Raw genomic sequence first — 16,514 nt, 5'->3', positions numbered from 1 at the left:
GACGTGGTTGCGTTACGTCATCGGTCATATACAGGACTGGCCGGTGAACCGGGTCCGCGATCTGCTGCCATGGAAGGTCGAGCTTCCCTCTGCCTGAACGTCAATACGGTCTGAATGCGACGCTTACGCTTAATGCAGAATAAAACATTATGGTTACAAAATAATCTACCTCCTTCACAATTGATAACATTGAGAATATTTGACGCTGAAGGGAAAAAACGATTGCATGACGTGTGCGGCAGGAAAGCCTGTGCCAGTGACAGGCATAAAAAAGCCGTCCTGGCAGACGGCTTAATCACGGCGGTGAGGATCAGTGAAGAACGGAATGCATGCTGCTGGTGGCAACATGCTCTTCATCTTCACCCATCATCAGCAGGTTGTTGGCGAAGGCTTCCATGATGACCATGGAAATTTCTTCTTCGCTCTGCTTCATGAAATGCGAAAACTGGCCGAAGGTTAATCCGGCTGTGATCATCATCGACTGGCACACAATCAGCTTCGGCAGATTGTCATCCTGAATATCGATAAACGCTTTCACCGTTAACGAACTGGCGTTAATTTGCGACAGGTCACCCACCAGCGGAATTAACGCCGTCGGCTTCACTTCCGCCAGTGCTGAAAACAGAATGACGTTGTCTACCAGGTCGATTTTAGCGTCAAACACCCCGTCGAAGTTTTGCATATGCGGCAAATGCAGCGCCTGACAAGCATCACATTCAAACCAAGTGATATTTTGCTGATCCAGCCAACGACGCAGCAGGTCGATATCCGGAACGACAAGAGAATCCATTGTAAAATCCCATGGGGTGATAAATAAGCGACTTAGCTTACGGAAAAATGTGGTGAGTTTCCACGAAAACCACTGAAAAGCGCGGGTCAACCTGCGGTTTTAGGACGGTGCCCGGGGGTAGCGTACCGCTCAATATGATCGATCATCATACCTGCAATGTTAAGACCACTTGTAGTTTCAATACCTTCCAGACCGGGCGAGGCATTCACTTCCATCACCAGTGGACCGCGATTTGAACGCAGAATATCTACACCCGCGACATCCAGCCCCAACACCGCCGCCGCTTTAACGGCCATCAGACGTTCCTGCTCACTGATGTCAACGATGCGGGCTTTGCCGCCCCGGTGCAAATTCGAACGAAAATCGCCCTCTTTTGCCTGACGCTCAATAGCCGCCACGACCCGGTCGCCAATCACCAGACAGCGTACATCGCATCCGCGCGCTTCCTGAATAAACTCCTGCACCAAAATATGCGCATTCAGTCCACGAAACGCATCGATGACACTTTCAGCCGCCTGGCGGGTTTCCGCCAGAACCACGCCGATGCCCTGCGTGCCCTCGACGAGCTTTACCACCAGCGGCGCACCGCCCACCATGGCGATCAGGTCCTGTGTATCATCGGGCGACGAGGCGAACCCGGTCACCGGCATGTCGATGCCATCACGGGCGAGCAGTTGCAGGGAACGCAGTTTGTCCCGGGCACGCGTGACCGCAGCGGACTCATTGAGTGGATAGCTGCCGCACATCTCAAACTGGCGCAGCACCGCCGTGCCATAGAAGGTGATTCCGGTACCGATACGGGGAATCACGGCATCGAAGTGACCCAGCAACTCGCCACGATAATGGATACCGGGCGAGGCAGAATTGATGTTTATGTAGCAGGAAAGAGAATCAATGATTTGTACAAAATGACCACGCTGTTCGGCGACTTCACGTAAACGGCGGCAGGAATAGAGCGATCCATCGCGCGACAGAATAGCAATTTTCATCAATTAAAATCCTTGGGTTGTATTAGCGTGTTGCCCAGCCCTGCTGATGCAGGTAGTCCAGCATAAACGGGCGCGTTTCTTTAATAATCAGGCGCTGAATCAACTGACTCCAGGTTTCGCTGCGCTGGTTGCTGTCGCGTTGTTCGTAATAGAGCGCCGTCCGGTTATCGTAATCAGCCAGCACGGCCGGATCCACTGGTTGATAGCGATTTTCATGCACTAACATGGCCTGGGGAATACGCGGCTTCACATCCGGCACCGATTCGGGATAGCCCAGACAAAAACCAAACAGCGGCAGGACAAATTTTGGCAGCCCCAGCAGTTCTGTTACCTGAGCGATATTGTTACGGATGCCACCAATAAAAACGCCGCCCAGCCCCAGCGACTCTGCTGCAACCATGGCATTTTGCGCCATCAGCGCCGTATCGACACAGCCCAGCAGCAGTTGTTCTGCGCGGCCCAGCTGCGCATCAGGACAAATTTGCAGATGACGATTAAAGTCAGCACAAAATACCCAAAACTCAGCGGCTTCCCCTACCCATGTCTGTCCGCCTGTTAATGTCACCAGCTGCTCACGCATGGCCGGATCGGTGATACGGATGATGGATGAGCACTGCAAAAAGCTGGACGTGGACGCCGATTGCGCCGCAGCAATAATCGCTTCGCGCTGTTCAGCGCTTACCGGCTGGTCAGTGAACGCGCGAATTGAACGGTGGCTGCACAGTAAATCGATTGTCGGTGTCATAAAGTCTCCAGCTGATTTATCTTTTTTTGTCGGAAAGGTTGAACAACTGCGGCGCAAGCGCTTTCGCACTGCGCCACATCAGGAGCCAGGCGGCAGGCAACATTAGCAGAATGCCGATGATAAACAGCGCGGTAGCCAGCCCGGGTGTAGCCAGGCGGCCCGGCAGGCCAGGGAACCTGTGATTCACAACCAGCAATGCACTGGCAATCAGTAACCCACCCAGCGCTTCCATCACCAGCAGTGCTTTCGGCAATTTAGCGACGTTTTGCATGCGTTTCTCCTGCCTCAAGGCCAATCGCCCCCCAATTATGGTTAACATCCGCAAATTTGCACATCAGAGGTGTCGGGATTGTTCCGCTCTGCCGACGTGCGACGGATTCATCGGGGACGGGCATTAGACTAACAGGTAATTCCTGCTTTCTTTAAGCGCAACGAGCGGGCATCATAAGCGGCTTTTCTGACGTGATTCCGTGTCACTCACACGACGTCCCTTGCAAGGAGTTTTCGATGATTGCTGTTATTTTTGGTCGTCCCGGCTGCCCGTACTGCGTTCGCGCAAAAGAACTGGCTGATAAACTGCAAGCTGAGCGTGATGATTTCAACTATCAATACGTAGATATTCAGGCGGAAGGCATTACTAAAGCGGATTTAGAGGCCAGTGCGGGGAAACCGGTCAGCACCGTGCCGCAAATTTTCCTGGATGAGCAGCATATTGGTGGTTATACCGAGTTTGCCGCATGGACGAAAGAGAATCTGGGCTTCGTGGCCTGATTTCGCTCACCCGGTCAGCGCGCTGACCTCACGGGTGAGTTCTTCGTTGCCTGTATCAGATACCGTTCGCAGAGTGCCGGGTCTCTGATGCAGGCCGTTCCGGCCTTACTGTCTGATTGCCACAATCAGCTTCATCAGTCTGACCAGCAATGCGCCGCATCCTGCCCAGAACATCCCGCTCAGGCTCCAGCCCATAATATAGTCCCAGCGTGCCGGCACAGCGAAAATACCGTGCAGCAACAGCGCCGCCAGCAAGGTGCCAACAGAGGCCATGATCAACGTACTTTTCAGCGGTGCCGAGTGCTGCATAAACGCCATCAATCCACCCGGCAGTAAAAAAAGCAATAATGCAGGCTGACTGTGCAACGCATGTTTATCCAGGGCACAAAAATCCTGGGCAAAAATAAACACCAGACAATAAAGCAGACCTCCTGACAGACAGGTCGCCCAAAAATAATAACGCTGCGGCATAACTCCCCACTCATTTAAAACACGCCAAAACATCGCTTTTGACCTTGATGAGCCTGGTGGAAATAAAAATAAACAGTCGTTTTGTGTAAGAATGAAAGTCGCCAATGGCTGAGAAAGTATTTTCTGATTAGAATATTACCCGCGTTATCCGCTCAGTCATTATGGATGACGTAACGGCACGCTTACGGTCTGGACAAGATAGCGAAAAACAGACCACTCTTCAATACGTTACACGTAAACAAGAAGTTAAAATGTTGAATGTTAACATCGCAGAATTGTTAAGAAGTAATGACATTTTGTTATTATTTTTCGTACTGGCGTTGGGACTTTGCTTAGGAAAATTACGTTTTGGCTCCGTCCAGCTCGGAAATTCCATTGGCGTATTAGTCGTTTCGTTATTATTAGGCCAGCAACACTTCTCGATGAATACCGATGCCCTGAGCCTGGGCTTTATGCTGTTTATTTTTTGTGTCGGCATTGAAGCCGGCCCTAACTTTTTCTCAATTTTCTTTCGGGACGGGAAAAATTATTTCATGCTGGCCATCGTCATGGTCGCCAGTGCTCTGCTGCTGGCGCTGGGCTTTGGCAAGCTTTTCGGCTGGGACATCGGTCTCACCGCCGGTGTTCTGGCGGGTTCGATGACGTCGACGCCAGTCCTGGTGGGCGCGGGCGATACGCTGCGTCAGAGCATTAGCGACCCCAGGCAGTTAGGCATCATGCAGGATCAACTCAGTCTGGGCTATGCGGTTACCTATCTGGTGGGGCTGGTCAGCCTGATTTTCGGTGCACGTTATCTGCCACGTCTGCAGCATCAGGATCTGTCCACCTGTGCTCAACAGATTGCGCGTGAGCGCGGTCTTGATGCCGACAGTCAGCGTAAGGTTTTTCTGCCCGTTATTCGCGCCTATCGCGTGGGCCCGGAGCTGGTGGAATGGAGCGGCGGTAAAAATCTGCGCGAGCTGGGCATCTATCGCCAGACGGGCTGCTATATCGAACGTATCCGACGCAACGGTATTCTCGCCAGCCCCGATGGCGATGCTGTGCTCCAGCTGGGCGATGACATTTCGCTGGTGGGCTACCCGGATGCGCACGCGCGCCTGGATCCCAGTTTCCGCAACGGGAAAGAAGTCTTTGATCGCGATTTGCTCGACATGCGAATCGTGACCGAGGAGATTGTGGTGAAAAATCACAATGCCGTGAACAAGCGGCTGAGCAAACTCAACCTGACCGATCACGGCTGCTTTTTAAACCGCGTCATTCGCAGTCAGATAGAAATGCCTATTGACGACAATATTATGCTGAACCAAGGCGATGTGTTGCAGGTCAGCGGGGAAGCCCGCCGGGTGAAAAGCGTCGCCGATCGCATCGGCTTTATTGCTATTCACAGCCAGATGACCGACTTACTGGCTTTCTGCGCCTTTTTTATCATCGGCCTGATGACAGGACTGATCACGTTCCAGTTCAGCAACTTCAGTTTTGGCATCGGTAACGCGGCCGGGCTGTTATTTGCCGGTATCATGCTGGGCTTCCTGCGGGCTAACCATCCTACCTTTGGCTATATTCCACAGGGTGCGCTGACGATGGTCAAAGAGTTTGGTCTGATGGTGTTTATGGCAGGGGTTGGCCTGAGTGCAGGCAGTGGAATCGATCACGGTATTTCCAGTAACGGGGCGCTGATGCTGTTGTGCGGCCTGCTGGTCAGCCTGCTGCCGGTGGTGATTTGCTACCTGTTTGGTGCCTATATACTGCGCATGAACCGTGCACTGCTGTTTGGGGCGATTATGGGTGCCCGCACCTGCGCGCCAGCCATGGAAATTATCAGTGATACCGCGCGCAGCAATATTCCGGCTTTAGGCTATGCCGGCACCTATGCTATTGCCAACGTCCTGCTGACGCTGGCCGGCACGCTAATCGTCATTATCTGGCCGTTATTGCCCTTATAAAATTTTTTTACTGACGTCCAGAACTTTTTATTTTGATCACAGTCTGAATAAGTGCCACTGCTTTTCTTTGAAATCCCCAAATTGTGGAGCCCGCTGGTCTTTTTCCCGGCGGGTTTTTTTATGCCTGCTTTTCTCCCGTCCTATTTAACACAAAAAAGTCATAAAAGTTAAACCGCGTTGCAACCTCTGTGCAGATTAAGAACCTTGTGATGGACTCGCCGGGCATCTGGATTCAGGATAGCTGACTTAATTTGTTAGCAATGTGTGCTGGCAGATGCGACAGACTCCATCCGGTTTGACCTGCTTGTCAGGCTTTTTTTGGATCGAGAAAATCTGAACATCAGTAAAACGAGGAACCGTTCACGTAATGGAAGAATTAAACCGTACCCTGTTCACGGCGATTAACGCGACGCCCGACTCACCTCACTGGTTACTGCAGCTTGCCACGTTTATTGCCAGAGACGTCATTGCCATCGTGCCACTTTTGATTGTGGCGTTGTGGTTATGGGGCCCGCGCGATCAGGTTGCGTCACAGCGTGTGCTGGTGCTGAAAACCGGCATCGCGCTGCTTTACGCACTGGCGATATCCTGGTGCGTTGGTCAACTGTTACCGCATCCGCGGCCTTTCGCCATTGGTTTCGGTTATCAGTTTCTTCATCACGCACCTGACGACTCGTATCCGAGCGATCATGGCACCACCATTTTTACTTTTGCGCTGGCCTTTCTCTTCTGGCACCGCCTCTGGTCAGGCGTCATCCTGATGGTCGTAGGTACCGCAATCGCCTGGTCACGTATTTATTTGGGCGTGCACTGGCCAATGGATATGCTGGGCGGCTTGCTGGTAGGTATGCTGGGTTGTCTGGCGTCGCATCTTGCCTGGCAGCTTTATGGTGAACGCCTGTTGAATGTTCTTAACCCCGCTTACCGACTGCTGTTTGCGCTACCGATTCGTAAAGGCTGGACGCAGAGTTAATCTTTTGCTGATGTCGGCGTAAACGTACGTGGATTTCAGGGCCGAACGGGCCGCCTGCCGTAAAAAAGGGACGCCATCGCGTCCCTGATTGTTAGCTGAACCACTTCCCGAACCAGCCGTTGAACTTCATCATCACAAAATCGATCATCCGGCTGAAGAAGCCGCCCTCCGGCACATCCTGCAGCACGACCAGTGGCCGTTGTTCAATGGTTTTGCCATCCAGTTGGAAATTAATGGTGCCGACGACCTGATTTTTCTTCAGCGGCGCTTCTAACTGGGGCGATGACAGCGTATAGCTGGCTTTCAGGTTTTTCATCTGACCTTTTGGAATGGTCAGCGCGGCATCCTTCGCCACGCCCAGACTGACCTGACTCTGATCACCAAACCAGACGCGCTGCTGGGCGAACGGGGCATCCGCTTTTACTGGCGTAACCGTTTCGAAGAAGCGGAAACCCCACGTCAGCAGCTTTTCGCTTTCGCGGAAGCGAATGGCATCGCTGGCGGTGCCCAGCACCACCGAAATCAGTCGCATATCGCCCTCGGTTGCCGAGGCGACCAGATTATTACCTGCGCCTGACGTATGGCCCGTCTTGATGCCGTCAACGTTAAGGTTTGTGCTCCAGAGCAGACGGTTGCGGTTCATCTGGCGAATATGATTGAAGGTGAACTCTTTCTCTTTATTCAGTGCGTACTCTTCCGGCACGTCGCGGATCAACGCCTGACCAAGCAGCGCCATATCCCGTGCGGTACTGTACTGCCCTTCCGCATCCAGACCGTGTACCGTCATGAAATGTGTATTGGTCAGCCCCAGCGCTTTAACGTAGTTATTCATCAGCCCGATAAACGCGTCCTGACTGCCTGCCACATAGTCGGCCAGCGCGATACAGGCATCATTGCCTGACTGGATCACAATGCCTTTATTCAGCTCATGCACCGGAATACGATCGCCCGGTTTAAGAAACATCAGCGACGATCCGCGCAGTTTGGGGTTGCCGGTCGCCCAGGCATCCTGTCCTACGGTCACCATGTCATCAGGCTTAATTTTGCCGGCTTTAATTGCCTGCCCAACCACATAGCTGGTCATCATTTTCGTCAGGCTGGCTGGATCAAGCCGCTGGTCAGCATTGGACTCGGTCAGGACCTTGCCGCTGGCATAGTCGATTAAGATCCAGGCTTTGGCATCAATTTGAGGGGCATCCGGTGCCTGTACTGCCAATACAGTCATCGGTGCAATCAGTAGCAAAGAGGTGGCAGCGACGCGCCGCAGGTGAGATGAGAAGCTAGTTTTTGTCATGAGCTTGACCGGATTGTCCTTGTTAAAACGGAAAGTCAAAGGCGTGAAACCCTCTGTCAGAACGCTACCCGCTGGCGTGACTGAAAAAAACCGCTTAATCGTAAAGTTTTATAGATTTTAGTAGATTAACCCTGGCATGACCGCCGCGCGCGTGCCATTTTCCGGCAACAGTGTCGTCCATAAAAATGCGTTAAATTCCGAAATTTTCATCAGAAAGTTAAGGCCGTCACAAAACTGGGTTAACCTGACGCTATTCACTCGAGGAGAACCCGTATGGACCTGGCACTGTTTGATCTGGATGAAACGCTGATTAGTGAAGACAGCACCGGCCTGTGGCTGCGCTGGCTGGTTTCACAAGGCTTTGCGTCCAGTGAGCTGATTGAGGAAGAGCAGGCGCTTATGCGTCAGTATTACGCCGGGACGCTGTCCATTGAAGACTATATGCATAAAACGCTGTCCCCGTTAAGCGGCATGGCGACCCTGACGGTTGAGGGCTGGATCCGCCGCTTTATTCATCGCGACATTATGCCGCGCGTCTATCCTGAAGCCCGGGAACGTCTCAAATGGCATCAGTCACGTGGCGACAGAATCATTGTTATCTCCGCCAGCGGTGAACATCTGGTGACGCCGATTGCCCGCCAGTTAGGGGCCTGCGGTGCCCTCGCCATCGGTGTGGAAGTGGTGGATGAGCGCTACAGCGGCAACACCTACGGAACGATGACCTTTCAGCAGGGCAAAGTGACGCGGGTGGAAGAATGGAAAGCCCAGCGGCCGGATGAACACTACTCACATACCTGGGCTTACAGTGATTCTCTGAACGACCTGCCGATGCTGGTGCAGGCCGATTATGCTCACGTGATTAACCCTGCGGAACCGTTACGCCAGGAAGCCGAAAAACGCGGCTGGCCGGTTTACCACTGGGCGCGTTAAGTTAACCGCGGGAGGCGCTGGCGTCCTGCGCCAGCCCTACCTTCAGGAGCTTGCCGTTAGCTTCATCCGTCAACACATACAGATACCCATCCGGCCCCTGGCGAACATCGCGAATGCGTTCGTTTCGCTCACCCAGCAAGCGTTGCGCCTCAACGACTTTTTCACCGTTGACACGCAGTCGAATCAGTTGCTTCTCTTTCAGCGCCCCGATAAAGAGTGAATTTTTCCATTGGGGGAAACGGGCACTGTTATAAAAGGCCATGCCGCTTAGCGCTGGTGAAACTTTCCAGTAAAATACCGGCTGTTCCGTGCCCGCCACGTGCGTGCCTTTCGATTCAGGAACCTTGCTGCCGTTGTAATCAATGCCGTAGGTCGCCAGCGGCCAACCATAATTTTTCCCTTTTTCGATCACGTTGACCTCATCGCCACCGCGTGGGCCGTGCTCGCTTTCCCACATGACCTGTGTCCAGGGATTAAGCGCCAGGCCTTGTGGGTTACGTAAACCGTAGGCCCAGATTTCAGGCCGGGCACCCTGCCTGCCCACGAAAGGATTATCCCTGGGAACGCTACCGTCGCCGTTCAGGCGCAGCAGTTTTCCCTGGAGCTTGTCGAGATCCTGGGCGGCGCTGCTGACAAAATTATCCCCGAAGGCAATCCACACAAACCCCTGACGGTCAAAGGCCAGCCGGGTTCCAATATTGTTGCCGCTTGAGAGCCGGGGCGTTTGGCTGATGACTTCATGAAAATCGGTCAGCTGGCGATGATCGTCGCTGAGTGTGCCATAACCCACGACGGCCCCCGCCTTGCCGTCGCTGTCCGCTTTGGTATAGCTGAGCCACACCCGACGGCTCTGGGCAAAATCCGGGGCCAGCACCACATCCAGCAGGCCGCTCTGTCGCTGCGCCCACACCGCGGGCACGCCCTTAATCGGCTCAGATAAACCGGTATCAGGTCGCCAGCTACGCAACTGGCCGGCACGTTCGGTGATGAGTAACGTCTGGTTATCCGGTAAAAAGGCCACCGACCAGGGATGGTCCAGCTTATCCTGAAGCACCTTCACCGTCAGATCATCCGCCCATAACGGGCTGGAAACGAGTAACGCGCCATTCAGTAACAGTAGGGTGGAAACACGGGTCATAGCATTCTCCAGACAGAGGCAGTGTGTTTAAGCGTAGTCAGCCTGTCCGGCATGATGTTGAGGATTTACAAAAGATTAAACAGCGTGGACGTGATAAAGACGGGATGAAAAAACAGGCGGTAAGGGGCCCGCGACCTGAACGGCGCGGGCAAACGGAACTTACTCGAAAAAGGTCTCGGGATTATCCGCCAGTGAGATGAACTCTTTACCGCCCGGCGTGAGCGCCAGAATGGTGCCCGACTCAATGTCGTAAACCCAGCCATGCAGACGCAGCTTGCCCTGACGTAACCCTACCGACACCGAAGGATGGGTTTTCATGTTGTTTAGCTGCGCAATCACGTTCTCCTGCACCATAGCGTTGAGCTTTTTCTCGGGTGATTCATAGTCACGCTGCTCCACCACCGCTTTGGCCGCATCGGCAAAGCGCAGCCAGTGCTCGACGGCTGGCATGCTGTCCATGCAGGCACAGGACGAAATCGCGTTCATCGCACCGCAGTTAGAGTGACCACAGATGATGATGTCAGAAACGCCCAGCACCATCACCGCATACTCAATGGTGGCTGACACGCCACCCGGCTCCGGCCCAAAAGACGGCACAATGTTGCCCGCATTACGGATAACGAATAGCTGCCCGGGTTCCTGCTGCGTGACCAGCTCCGGCACCAGACGGCTGTCTGAGCAAGAGATAAACAGGGCTTTCGGGTTCTGATTTGAGGCCAGACTTTTAAACAGCGCCTCTCTTTCAGGAAAGACAGTCTGCTGAAAACTCAGAAACCCGTTAATGATCTCTTTCATTATTTTGCTCTCACATTATCCACGTCATTGTCTGAAAGGCCAGGCTCTCAGCACTTGTTAAGTGAATCATTATTAATGAAAACAAGCAAATATCAACCAACAATATGACCGTCAAATGGCGTTATCACCTGCGTTGATAAGAAAATTAACGAATTAATTTTTAGCTATTTATTAGAAATCCTTTTGCAAAACGGCGGGTTACTGCGGTTTTCTTCCTTTCCGATCATCGGCTTAAACGCCTGTCACTCTCGGGAACCCTTTACGGTTTTTTGCGTGACTTTACACTGTTATGCCTGAGGTCAGATAACGCTACAATTTTCATCGCAACACAGGTAAAATCGCGCGCCATTGCTGTGCTGAACCGGAAACCACCTTATGTCCACTACTACTACACTGCCGCCGCGCGTGGGATTTGTCTCGCTTGGCTGCCCCAAAAACCTTGTCGACTCTGAGCGCATTCTGACGGAACTGCGCACCGAGGGCTATGAGGTGGTCCCACGCTATGACGATGCGGAAATCGTTATCGTCAACACCTGCGGATTCATCGACAGCGCCGTCCAGGAATCGCTGGAAGCGATCGGTGAAGCCCTGAACGAAAACGGCAAGGTGATTGTGACCGGCTGCCTGGGGGCGAAAGTCGACCAGATTCGCGAAGTGCACCCGAAGGTACTGGAAATCACCGGTCCGCACAGCTATGAACAAGTGCTGTCGCACGTGCACCGCTACGTGCCGAAGCCCCAACATAATCCGTTCCTGAGTCTGGTGCCGCAACAGGGCGTGAAGCTGACGCCGCGTCATTACGCTTACCTGAAAATTTCTGAAGGCTGCAACCATCGCTGCACCTTCTGTATCATCCCGTCTATGCGCGGCGATCTCGACAGTCGTGCCATTGGCGAAGTGCTGGACGAAGCAAAACGGCTGGTTGAAGCGGGCGTGAAAGAGTTGCTGGTCATTTCGCAGGATACCTCGGCTTACGGCGTGGACGTGAAACACCGCACAGGGTTCTGGAACGGCGCGCCGGTGAAAACCAGCATGGTGAGCCTGTGCGAGCAGTTAGCGAAACTCGGCGTGTGGGTTCGCCTGCATTATGTTTATCCTTATCCTCACGTGGACGACGTGATTCCACTGATGGCAGAAGGCAAGATTCTGCCGTATCTGGATATCCCGCTTCAGCACGCCAGCCCACGCATTCTGAAGCTGATGAAGCGTCCGGGTGCCGTGGAACGCACGCTGGAGCGCATTAAGCGCTGGCGTGAGATCTGCCCGACGCTGACGCTGCGCTCAACGTTTATTGTAGGCTTCCCCGGCGAAACCGAAGAAGACTTCCAGATGCTGCTCGACTTTATTAAAGAAGCGCGTCTGGATCGTGTGGGTTGCTTCCAGTACAGCCCGGTTGAAGGCGCAACGGCAAACCAGTTACCCGATCCGGTCGATGACGCAGTGAAACAGGAACGTTATGACCGCTTTATGCAGTTGCAGCAGCAGATCTCTGCCGAGCGCCTGCAGGAAAAAATCGGCCGTGAAATTATGGTCATCATTGATGAAGTCGATGAAGAAGGCGCGATTGGTCGCAGCATGGCTGACGCGCCAGAGATCGATGGTGCCGTTTATCTGAATGGCGAGAGCAACGTTAAGCCGGGCGATGTTCTGCGTGTCAAAGTGGAACATGCTGACGAATACGATTTGTGGGCGAGCCGCGTCTAACCATACTTCTGCTGGTGCGCTTTTTTGCGCGCCAGATAGTCGTCATCTGCCCGTAGCTTATCCCAGTACGCTTTGAAAATGGCCGCCGCAGCGGCCTTTTCTTCGTCCCTGCCCCGGGGCAACTCCTTGCCCTCCGCATCGTATTTCCGTCCGCCCTTATGGTTGCTGTAGCGGCGCGCACGGGTGTAGCCCATTTGAATAAATTTGCGCGCCATGTCCATGCCCACAAAGTCATCCTGCTGACGATAGGCTTCGAACAGCCGCATGATTTCTTCTGCCGAGGCTTTCGCAACCTCAACGGTACGAAAACGCCAGTGCGGCAGGATTTCGCCTTTATAGGGCTGGACCATCAGCACGCCCTGCTCACCGCGCCCGACCTGATAACGTTCAGGATGTTTGCGGAAGTCGATAGTGCTGAAGTCTTGTTCATAGTCAAAAGGTTTCATGTCTTCAGTTTAGGATCAAGTGCGTCACGTAGCCCGTCGCCAAGCAAATTAAAGGCTAAAACCGTGAAAAAAATAGCCAGTGCCGGAAAAATCGCCACGTGCGGCGCGATAACCATATCCGCGCGCGCTTCGTTGAGCATCGCGCCCCACTCTGGCGTCGGTGGCTGCGCGCCCAGCCCCAGAAATGACAGGCTTGCGGCGGTGATAATCGAGGTCCCGATGCGCATGGTGAAGTACACCACAATAGAGGATACCGTGCCGGGCAGCAGGTGACGTATCATGATCGTCCAGTCTGACGCTCCGATACTGCGGGCTGATTCGATGTAGGTTTGCCGTTTCAGTACCAGCGTATTGCCGCGCACCAGGCGGGCAAAGGCGGGAATACTGAATATCGCCACGGCGATAATGACGTTACTGATGCCACTGCCCATGATGGCCACGACGGCAATGGCCAGCAAAATGCCGGGAAACGCAAACAGCACGTCGCAGATGCGCATGGTGATCCTGTCCCACCAGCCTTCATAGTAGCCCGCCAGCAGTCCTGCCAGCGTCCCCACTATCGCCCCTATCGCGACGGAAACGAAGCCGGCGAGAAGCGAAATTCGGGTTCCCACCAGCACGCGGCTAAAGATATCGCGTCCCAGTGAATCCACGCCAAACCAGTGCACCAGTGAGGGGCCGTCGTTGAGTCGGTCGTAATCAAAGTAATTTTCTGCATCGAATGGCGCAACATACGGTGCCGTAAACGCCAGTACGATCAGCACCAGGACAAACAGGCCCGCCAGCAGAGCGACCGGCTGACGACGAAAGCGTCGCCAGAATTCCCGCCAGGGCGTTCTTACCCGGTTGCTGTCCAGCAGTGGCATGTGTTTGAGTGCCGCTTCCCGTCGCCAGTTTTTCATCAGGTGTCCTTAAAGCGAATCGCCGGGTTAATGACGGCATACAGCATATCGACAATCAGATTGATCAAAATAAACTCCAGCGAAAACAGCAATACCTCTGCCTGAATCACCGGATAGTCACGCATCTGTACCGAATCCACCAGCAGGCGTCCCAGCCCCGGCCAGTTGAACACGACCTCAACCACAATCGAGCCACCCAGCAGGAAACCAAACTGCAGGCCCATCATGGTGACCACCGGTATCATGGCATTCCGCAGACCGTGCTTAATCACCACGCGGTACTCACTGACGCCTTTGGCACGCGCGGTGCGTATGTAATCTTCCTGCATCACCTCCACAAAGGATGCCCGGGTGAAACGGGCCATCACAGCCGCTACCGCCGCGCCCAGCGTGAGAGAGGGCAAAATATAGTGCTGCCAGCTGTCTGCGCCCACCGTAGGCAACCAGCCCAACTGGACGGAAAACACGTCCATCAGTAACATGCCCAGGGCAAAAGCCGGAAAAGAGATACCCGAAACCGCGAGCGTCATGCCGAGGCGATCCGGCCAGCGATTGCGCCATACGGCCGAAACAATGCCGATCGCCATGCCCAGGATCACCGCCCACACCATGCTGGTGAGCGTCAGCCACAGGGTTGGCATAAAACGCGTAGCGATTTCCGCCGAAACCGGACGCCGGGAAACCAGCGACTGACCAAAATCCCCCTGCAGCGCATTGACGATAAAGTGCACGAACTGCACCGGCAGGGGTTTATCCAGGCTCAGCTCCTGACGGACCAATGCCACCACAGACGCATCGGCTTCCTGTCCGGCAATCAGCCGCGCCGGATCGCCCGGCAGCAGATGGACAAACAGAAACACCAGCACTGCCACGATAAACAGCGTGGGAATCAGGCCCAGCAGGCGTTTAAGAAAATAGTTAACCATGTGACATCCCACACAACAGTCAGCAGCGCAGCTGACCTGCCCGGTGCCTCATTGCTGACGAGGCACCGGGCATCACACATCCTGTTCAGGACAGAACAGGTCCGGCGACTTACTTCATCTCGGCGTCATCAAAACTGAATGACGTGTCCGGCATCATGTAAAAACCGCTCAGGTTTTTGCTGTGTGCGGACACCAGTTGCTCCACCACCAGCGGGATCCACGGATGATCGTTCCAGATGGTGTCCTGCGCATCTTTATACAGTTTGGCTTTTTCCGCCTGATCGGTCGTTTTCAGCGCGTCGGCCAGGTCTTTATCCACCTTCGGATTGCTGTAAAACGCCGTGTTGAAGATCGCCGGTGGCCAGGCTGCGGTTGCGAACAACGGCGTCAGCGCCCAGTCGGCTTCACCCGTTGAGGCTGACCAGCCAGTGTAGAACATTCGCACGCCGCTCTCTTTCTGGCCCTTGCCTTCCACTTCCGCTGCGCGCTGTCCCGCATCCATCGCGGTAACTTTCACCTTCACGCCGACCTGTGCCAGTTGCTGCTGAACAAACTGCAACACTTTCTGTGCCGTGCTGTGGTTATGCGACGACCAGAGCGTGGTGTCGAAACCGTTCGGATAACCCGCTTCTTTCAGCAACGCTTTTGCTTTAGCGGGATCGTAAGGAATGGGCGGATACGTTTGCGCATAGGCAATAGAGGGAGGCACTATGCCGGTAGCAGGTGTGGCATAACCGGCGAACGCAACTTTAACCAGTGCCTGGCGGTTGATCGCGTACTCCAGCGCCTCACGCACTTTCGGATTATCAAACGGTTTTTGTGTCACATTCAGGCTGATGTAGCGCTGCATGATGGAGGGCGATACCACCACGTCCAGCTTGCTGTCCTTCTCCAGCAATTTGGCCTGCTCATAAGGCACCGGGAAGGCAAAGTTCGCTTCACCGGTCTGCAGCATGGCCGCACGCGTATTGTTATCCACGACCGGGCGCCACGTAATGCTGTCGAGTTTGGGATAGCCTTTTTTCCAGTAGCCGTCCCATTTCTTCACCTTCACAAAATCGGTCTGATTCCAGGTCACAAATTCGAACGGCCCGGTGCCCACCGGATGAAAACCGATGTCCTTACCGTATTTTTTCAGGGCGGCAGGGGAAATCATCACCGCCGCAGGGTGCGCCAGAATATTAATAAAGGCCGAGAACGGCTGCTTCAGCGTAATCTTCACCGTCGTGGGATCGACCGCTTCCGTGCTGGCGATGTATTTAAACAGGTTATAACGTTTGAGATGGTTGTCGGGATTACTGGCCCGATCCAGGTTGACCTTGACCGCCTCGGCATTAAAGTCGGTGCCATCCTGAAACTTCACGCCTGAGTGCAGCTTGATGGTATAGGTCAGGCCATCGCCGCTCACCGTGTAACTGTCCGCCAGCACATTGGTCAGCTTCATATCTTTATCAAAGCCAAACAGCCCCTGATAAAATGATTTCGCGACCGCCTGGGACAAGGTGTCGTTAGCGTCATAGGGATCAAGCGTGGTGAAATTGGAGGCGACGGCGATCACCGCATCACCCGCGGCCCAGGCGGGCAGCGTCATGACGCTACTTAATATCCCTGCTGCCAGTAAGCTTCTACGCATCGTTATCTGCATTGTTTTCTCCTGTAATCCCTGTCTGATTTATCGCCGTGGCGATAGCGTATTA

18 protein-coding genes are annotated in these 16,514 nt (G+C 54.0%); 6 read left to right on the top strand and 12 right to left on the bottom strand.

Going from position 1 to position 16,514, the window contains the following annotated elements; all coding sequences use genetic code 11:
* A partial coding sequence (locus F7Q90_RS12820) for a transposase domain-containing protein (RefSeq protein WP_151160719.1) occupies positions 1-97 on the top strand: 97 nt, incomplete at its 5' end.
* A 213-nt stretch (positions 98-310) separates the two neighbouring features.
* Here the strand turns inward: F7Q90_RS12820 and F7Q90_RS12815 are convergent.
* The 4 genes from F7Q90_RS12815 to F7Q90_RS12800 all read right to left on the bottom strand — a co-directional run bounded on the left by F7Q90_RS12815 (position 311) and on the right by F7Q90_RS12800 (position 2,795).
* A complete protein-coding gene (locus F7Q90_RS12815) occupies positions 311-790 on the bottom strand; it encodes a type III secretion system chaperone family protein (RefSeq protein WP_033737663.1) in 480 nt (159 codons plus the stop codon).
* Between the two features lie 86 nt (positions 791-876).
* A complete protein-coding gene (rimK, locus tag F7Q90_RS12810) occupies positions 877-1,779 on the bottom strand; it encodes a 30S ribosomal protein S6--L-glutamate ligase (protein WP_082999201.1) in 903 nt (300 codons plus the stop codon).
* Positions 1,780-1,801: 22 nt separating this feature from the next.
* Complete coding sequence (gene nfsA, locus F7Q90_RS12805; protein ID WP_082999200.1) at positions 1,802-2,524, bottom strand: oxygen-insensitive NADPH nitroreductase; 723 nt, start codon at positions 2,522-2,524, stop codon at positions 1,802-1,804.
* A 16-nt stretch (positions 2,525-2,540) separates the two neighbouring features.
* A complete protein-coding gene (locus F7Q90_RS12800) occupies positions 2,541-2,795 on the bottom strand; it encodes a DUF1418 family protein (RefSeq protein WP_082999199.1) in 255 nt (84 codons plus the stop codon).
* 236 nt (positions 2,796-3,031) lie between these two features.
* On the opposite strand from F7Q90_RS12800, the gene F7Q90_RS12795 reads away from it, so the two are divergent.
* Positions 3,032-3,295: a GrxA family glutaredoxin gene (locus F7Q90_RS12795; RefSeq protein WP_033737667.1), complete on the top strand. Its 264-nt coding sequence runs from the start codon at positions 3,032-3,034 to the stop codon at positions 3,293-3,295.
* 105 nt (positions 3,296-3,400) lie between these two features.
* On the opposite strand, the gene ybjM is transcribed toward F7Q90_RS12795, so the two are convergent.
* Positions 3,401-3,766, bottom strand: coding sequence for an inner membrane protein YbjM (gene ybjM, locus F7Q90_RS12790; RefSeq protein ID WP_082999198.1), 366 nt, complete (start codon positions 3,764-3,766; stop codon positions 3,401-3,403).
* Between the two features lie 254 nt (positions 3,767-4,020).
* On the opposite strand from ybjM, the gene F7Q90_RS12785 reads away from it, so the two are divergent.
* Positions 4,021-5,709, top strand: a complete 1,689-nt coding sequence (locus F7Q90_RS12785; protein WP_082999267.1) for an aspartate:alanine antiporter — start codon at positions 4,021-4,023, stop codon at positions 5,707-5,709.
* 367 nt (positions 5,710-6,076) lie between these two features.
* On the top strand, positions 6,077-6,682 hold the full coding sequence (ybjG, locus tag F7Q90_RS12780; protein WP_033737669.1) for an undecaprenyl-diphosphate phosphatase: 606 nt from the start codon (positions 6,077-6,079) through the stop codon (positions 6,680-6,682).
* A 91-nt stretch (positions 6,683-6,773) separates the two neighbouring features.
* On the opposite strand, the gene F7Q90_RS12775 is transcribed toward ybjG, so the two are convergent.
* A complete protein-coding gene (locus tag F7Q90_RS12775) occupies positions 6,774-7,976 on the bottom strand; it encodes a serine hydrolase (RefSeq protein ID WP_082999197.1) in 1,203 nt (400 codons plus the stop codon).
* A gap of 273 nt (positions 7,977-8,249) precedes the next feature.
* Between F7Q90_RS12775 and F7Q90_RS12770 the strand changes: the two genes are divergently transcribed.
* Complete coding sequence (locus tag F7Q90_RS12770; protein ID WP_039341391.1) at positions 8,250-8,906, top strand: HAD family hydrolase; 657 nt, start codon at positions 8,250-8,252, stop codon at positions 8,904-8,906.
* Between the two features lies 1 nt (position 8,907).
* On the opposite strand, the gene F7Q90_RS12765 is transcribed toward F7Q90_RS12770, so the two are convergent.
* Together F7Q90_RS12765 and F7Q90_RS12760 are read right to left on the bottom strand one after the other, a co-directional pair.
* Positions 8,908-10,044 carry a PQQ-dependent sugar dehydrogenase gene (locus tag F7Q90_RS12765; protein ID WP_058707616.1) on the bottom strand — a complete coding sequence of 379 codons (1,137 nt, stop codon included), beginning with the start codon at positions 10,042-10,044 and terminating at the stop codon, positions 8,908-8,910.
* Positions 10,045-10,203: 159 nt separating this feature from the next.
* Complete coding sequence (locus F7Q90_RS12760; RefSeq protein WP_033737671.1) at positions 10,204-10,839, bottom strand: carbonic anhydrase; 636 nt, start codon at positions 10,837-10,839, stop codon at positions 10,204-10,206.
* Positions 10,840-11,214: 375 nt separating this feature from the next.
* Between F7Q90_RS12760 and rimO the strand changes: the two genes are divergently transcribed.
* A complete protein-coding gene (gene rimO, locus F7Q90_RS12755; protein WP_039341398.1) occupies positions 11,215-12,543 on the top strand; it encodes a 30S ribosomal protein S12 methylthiotransferase RimO in 1,329 nt (442 codons plus the stop codon).
* Here the strand turns inward: rimO and F7Q90_RS12750 are convergent.
* From F7Q90_RS12750 to gsiB, 4 genes are all read right to left on the bottom strand, one after another.
* A complete protein-coding gene (locus F7Q90_RS12750; RefSeq protein WP_033737673.1) occupies positions 12,540-12,989 on the bottom strand; it encodes a DUF4385 domain-containing protein in 450 nt (149 codons plus the stop codon). The genes rimO and F7Q90_RS12750 overlap by 4 nt on opposite strands.
* Positions 12,986-13,891, bottom strand: a complete 906-nt coding sequence (gene gsiD, locus F7Q90_RS12745) for a glutathione ABC transporter permease GsiD (protein ID WP_039341402.1) — start codon at positions 13,889-13,891, stop codon at positions 12,986-12,988. The genes F7Q90_RS12750 and gsiD overlap by 4 nt, the downstream gene beginning before the upstream one ends.
* Positions 13,891-14,817, bottom strand: coding sequence for a glutathione ABC transporter permease GsiC (gene gsiC, locus F7Q90_RS12740; RefSeq protein WP_082999196.1), 927 nt, complete (start codon positions 14,815-14,817; stop codon positions 13,891-13,893). The genes gsiD and gsiC overlap by 1 nt, the downstream gene beginning before the upstream one ends.
* A 109-nt stretch (positions 14,818-14,926) precedes the next feature.
* Complete coding sequence (gene gsiB / locus F7Q90_RS12735) at positions 14,927-16,462, bottom strand: glutathione ABC transporter substrate-binding protein GsiB (protein WP_082999195.1); 1,536 nt, start codon at positions 16,460-16,462, stop codon at positions 14,927-14,929.
* Positions 16,463-16,514: the final 52 nt, after the last annotated feature.

The sequence above is a fragment of the Pantoea stewartii subsp. stewartii genome (assembly GCF_008801695.1).
Taxonomy (GTDB): Bacteria; Pseudomonadota; Gammaproteobacteria; order Enterobacterales; family Enterobacteriaceae; genus Pantoea; species Pantoea stewartii.
This window is presented reverse-complemented; position numbering and strand designations above follow the sequence as displayed.

Coding starts and splice junctions, on each gene's coding strand:
- F7Q90_RS12815 (WP_033737663.1), bottom strand. CDS start 790: ATGGATTCTCTTGTCGTTCCGGATATCGACCTGCTGCGTCGTTGGCTG.
- rimK (WP_082999201.1), bottom strand. CDS start 1,779: ATGAAAATTGCTATTCTGTCGCGCGATGGATCGCTCTATTCCTGCCGC.
- nfsA (WP_082999200.1), bottom strand. CDS start 2,524: ATGACACCGACAATCGATTTACTGTGCAGCCACCGTTCAATTCGCGCG.
- F7Q90_RS12800 (WP_082999199.1), bottom strand. CDS start 2,795: ATGCAAAACGTCGCTAAATTGCCGAAAGCACTGCTGGTGATGGAAGCG.
- F7Q90_RS12795 (WP_033737667.1), top strand. CDS start 3,032: ATGATTGCTGTTATTTTTGGTCGTCCCGGCTGCCCGTACTGCGTTCGC.
- ybjM (WP_082999198.1), bottom strand. CDS start 3,766: ATGCCGCAGCGTTATTATTTTTGGGCGACCTGTCTGTCAGGAGGTCTG.
- ybjG (WP_033737669.1), top strand. CDS start 6,077: ATGGAAGAATTAAACCGTACCCTGTTCACGGCGATTAACGCGACGCCC.
- F7Q90_RS12775 (WP_082999197.1), bottom strand. CDS start 7,976: ATGACAAAAACTAGCTTCTCATCTCACCTGCGGCGCGTCGCTGCCACC.
- F7Q90_RS12770 (WP_039341391.1), top strand. CDS start 8,250: ATGGACCTGGCACTGTTTGATCTGGATGAAACGCTGATTAGTGAAGAC.
- F7Q90_RS12765 (WP_058707616.1), bottom strand. CDS start 10,044: ATGACCCGTGTTTCCACCCTACTGTTACTGAATGGCGCGTTACTCGTT.
- F7Q90_RS12760 (WP_033737671.1), bottom strand. CDS start 10,839: ATGAAAGAGATCATTAACGGGTTTCTGAGTTTTCAGCAGACTGTCTTT.
- rimO (WP_039341398.1), top strand. CDS start 11,215: ATGTCCACTACTACTACACTGCCGCCGCGCGTGGGATTTGTCTCGCTT.
- F7Q90_RS12750 (WP_033737673.1), bottom strand. CDS start 12,989: ATGAAACCTTTTGACTATGAACAAGACTTCAGCACTATCGACTTCCGC.
- gsiD (WP_039341402.1), bottom strand. CDS start 13,891: ATGAAAAACTGGCGACGGGAAGCGGCACTCAAACACATGCCACTGCTG.
- gsiC (WP_082999196.1), bottom strand. CDS start 14,817: ATGGTTAACTATTTTCTTAAACGCCTGCTGGGCCTGATTCCCACGCTG.
- gsiB (WP_082999195.1), bottom strand. CDS start 16,462: ATGCAGATAACGATGCGTAGAAGCTTACTGGCAGCAGGGATATTAAGT.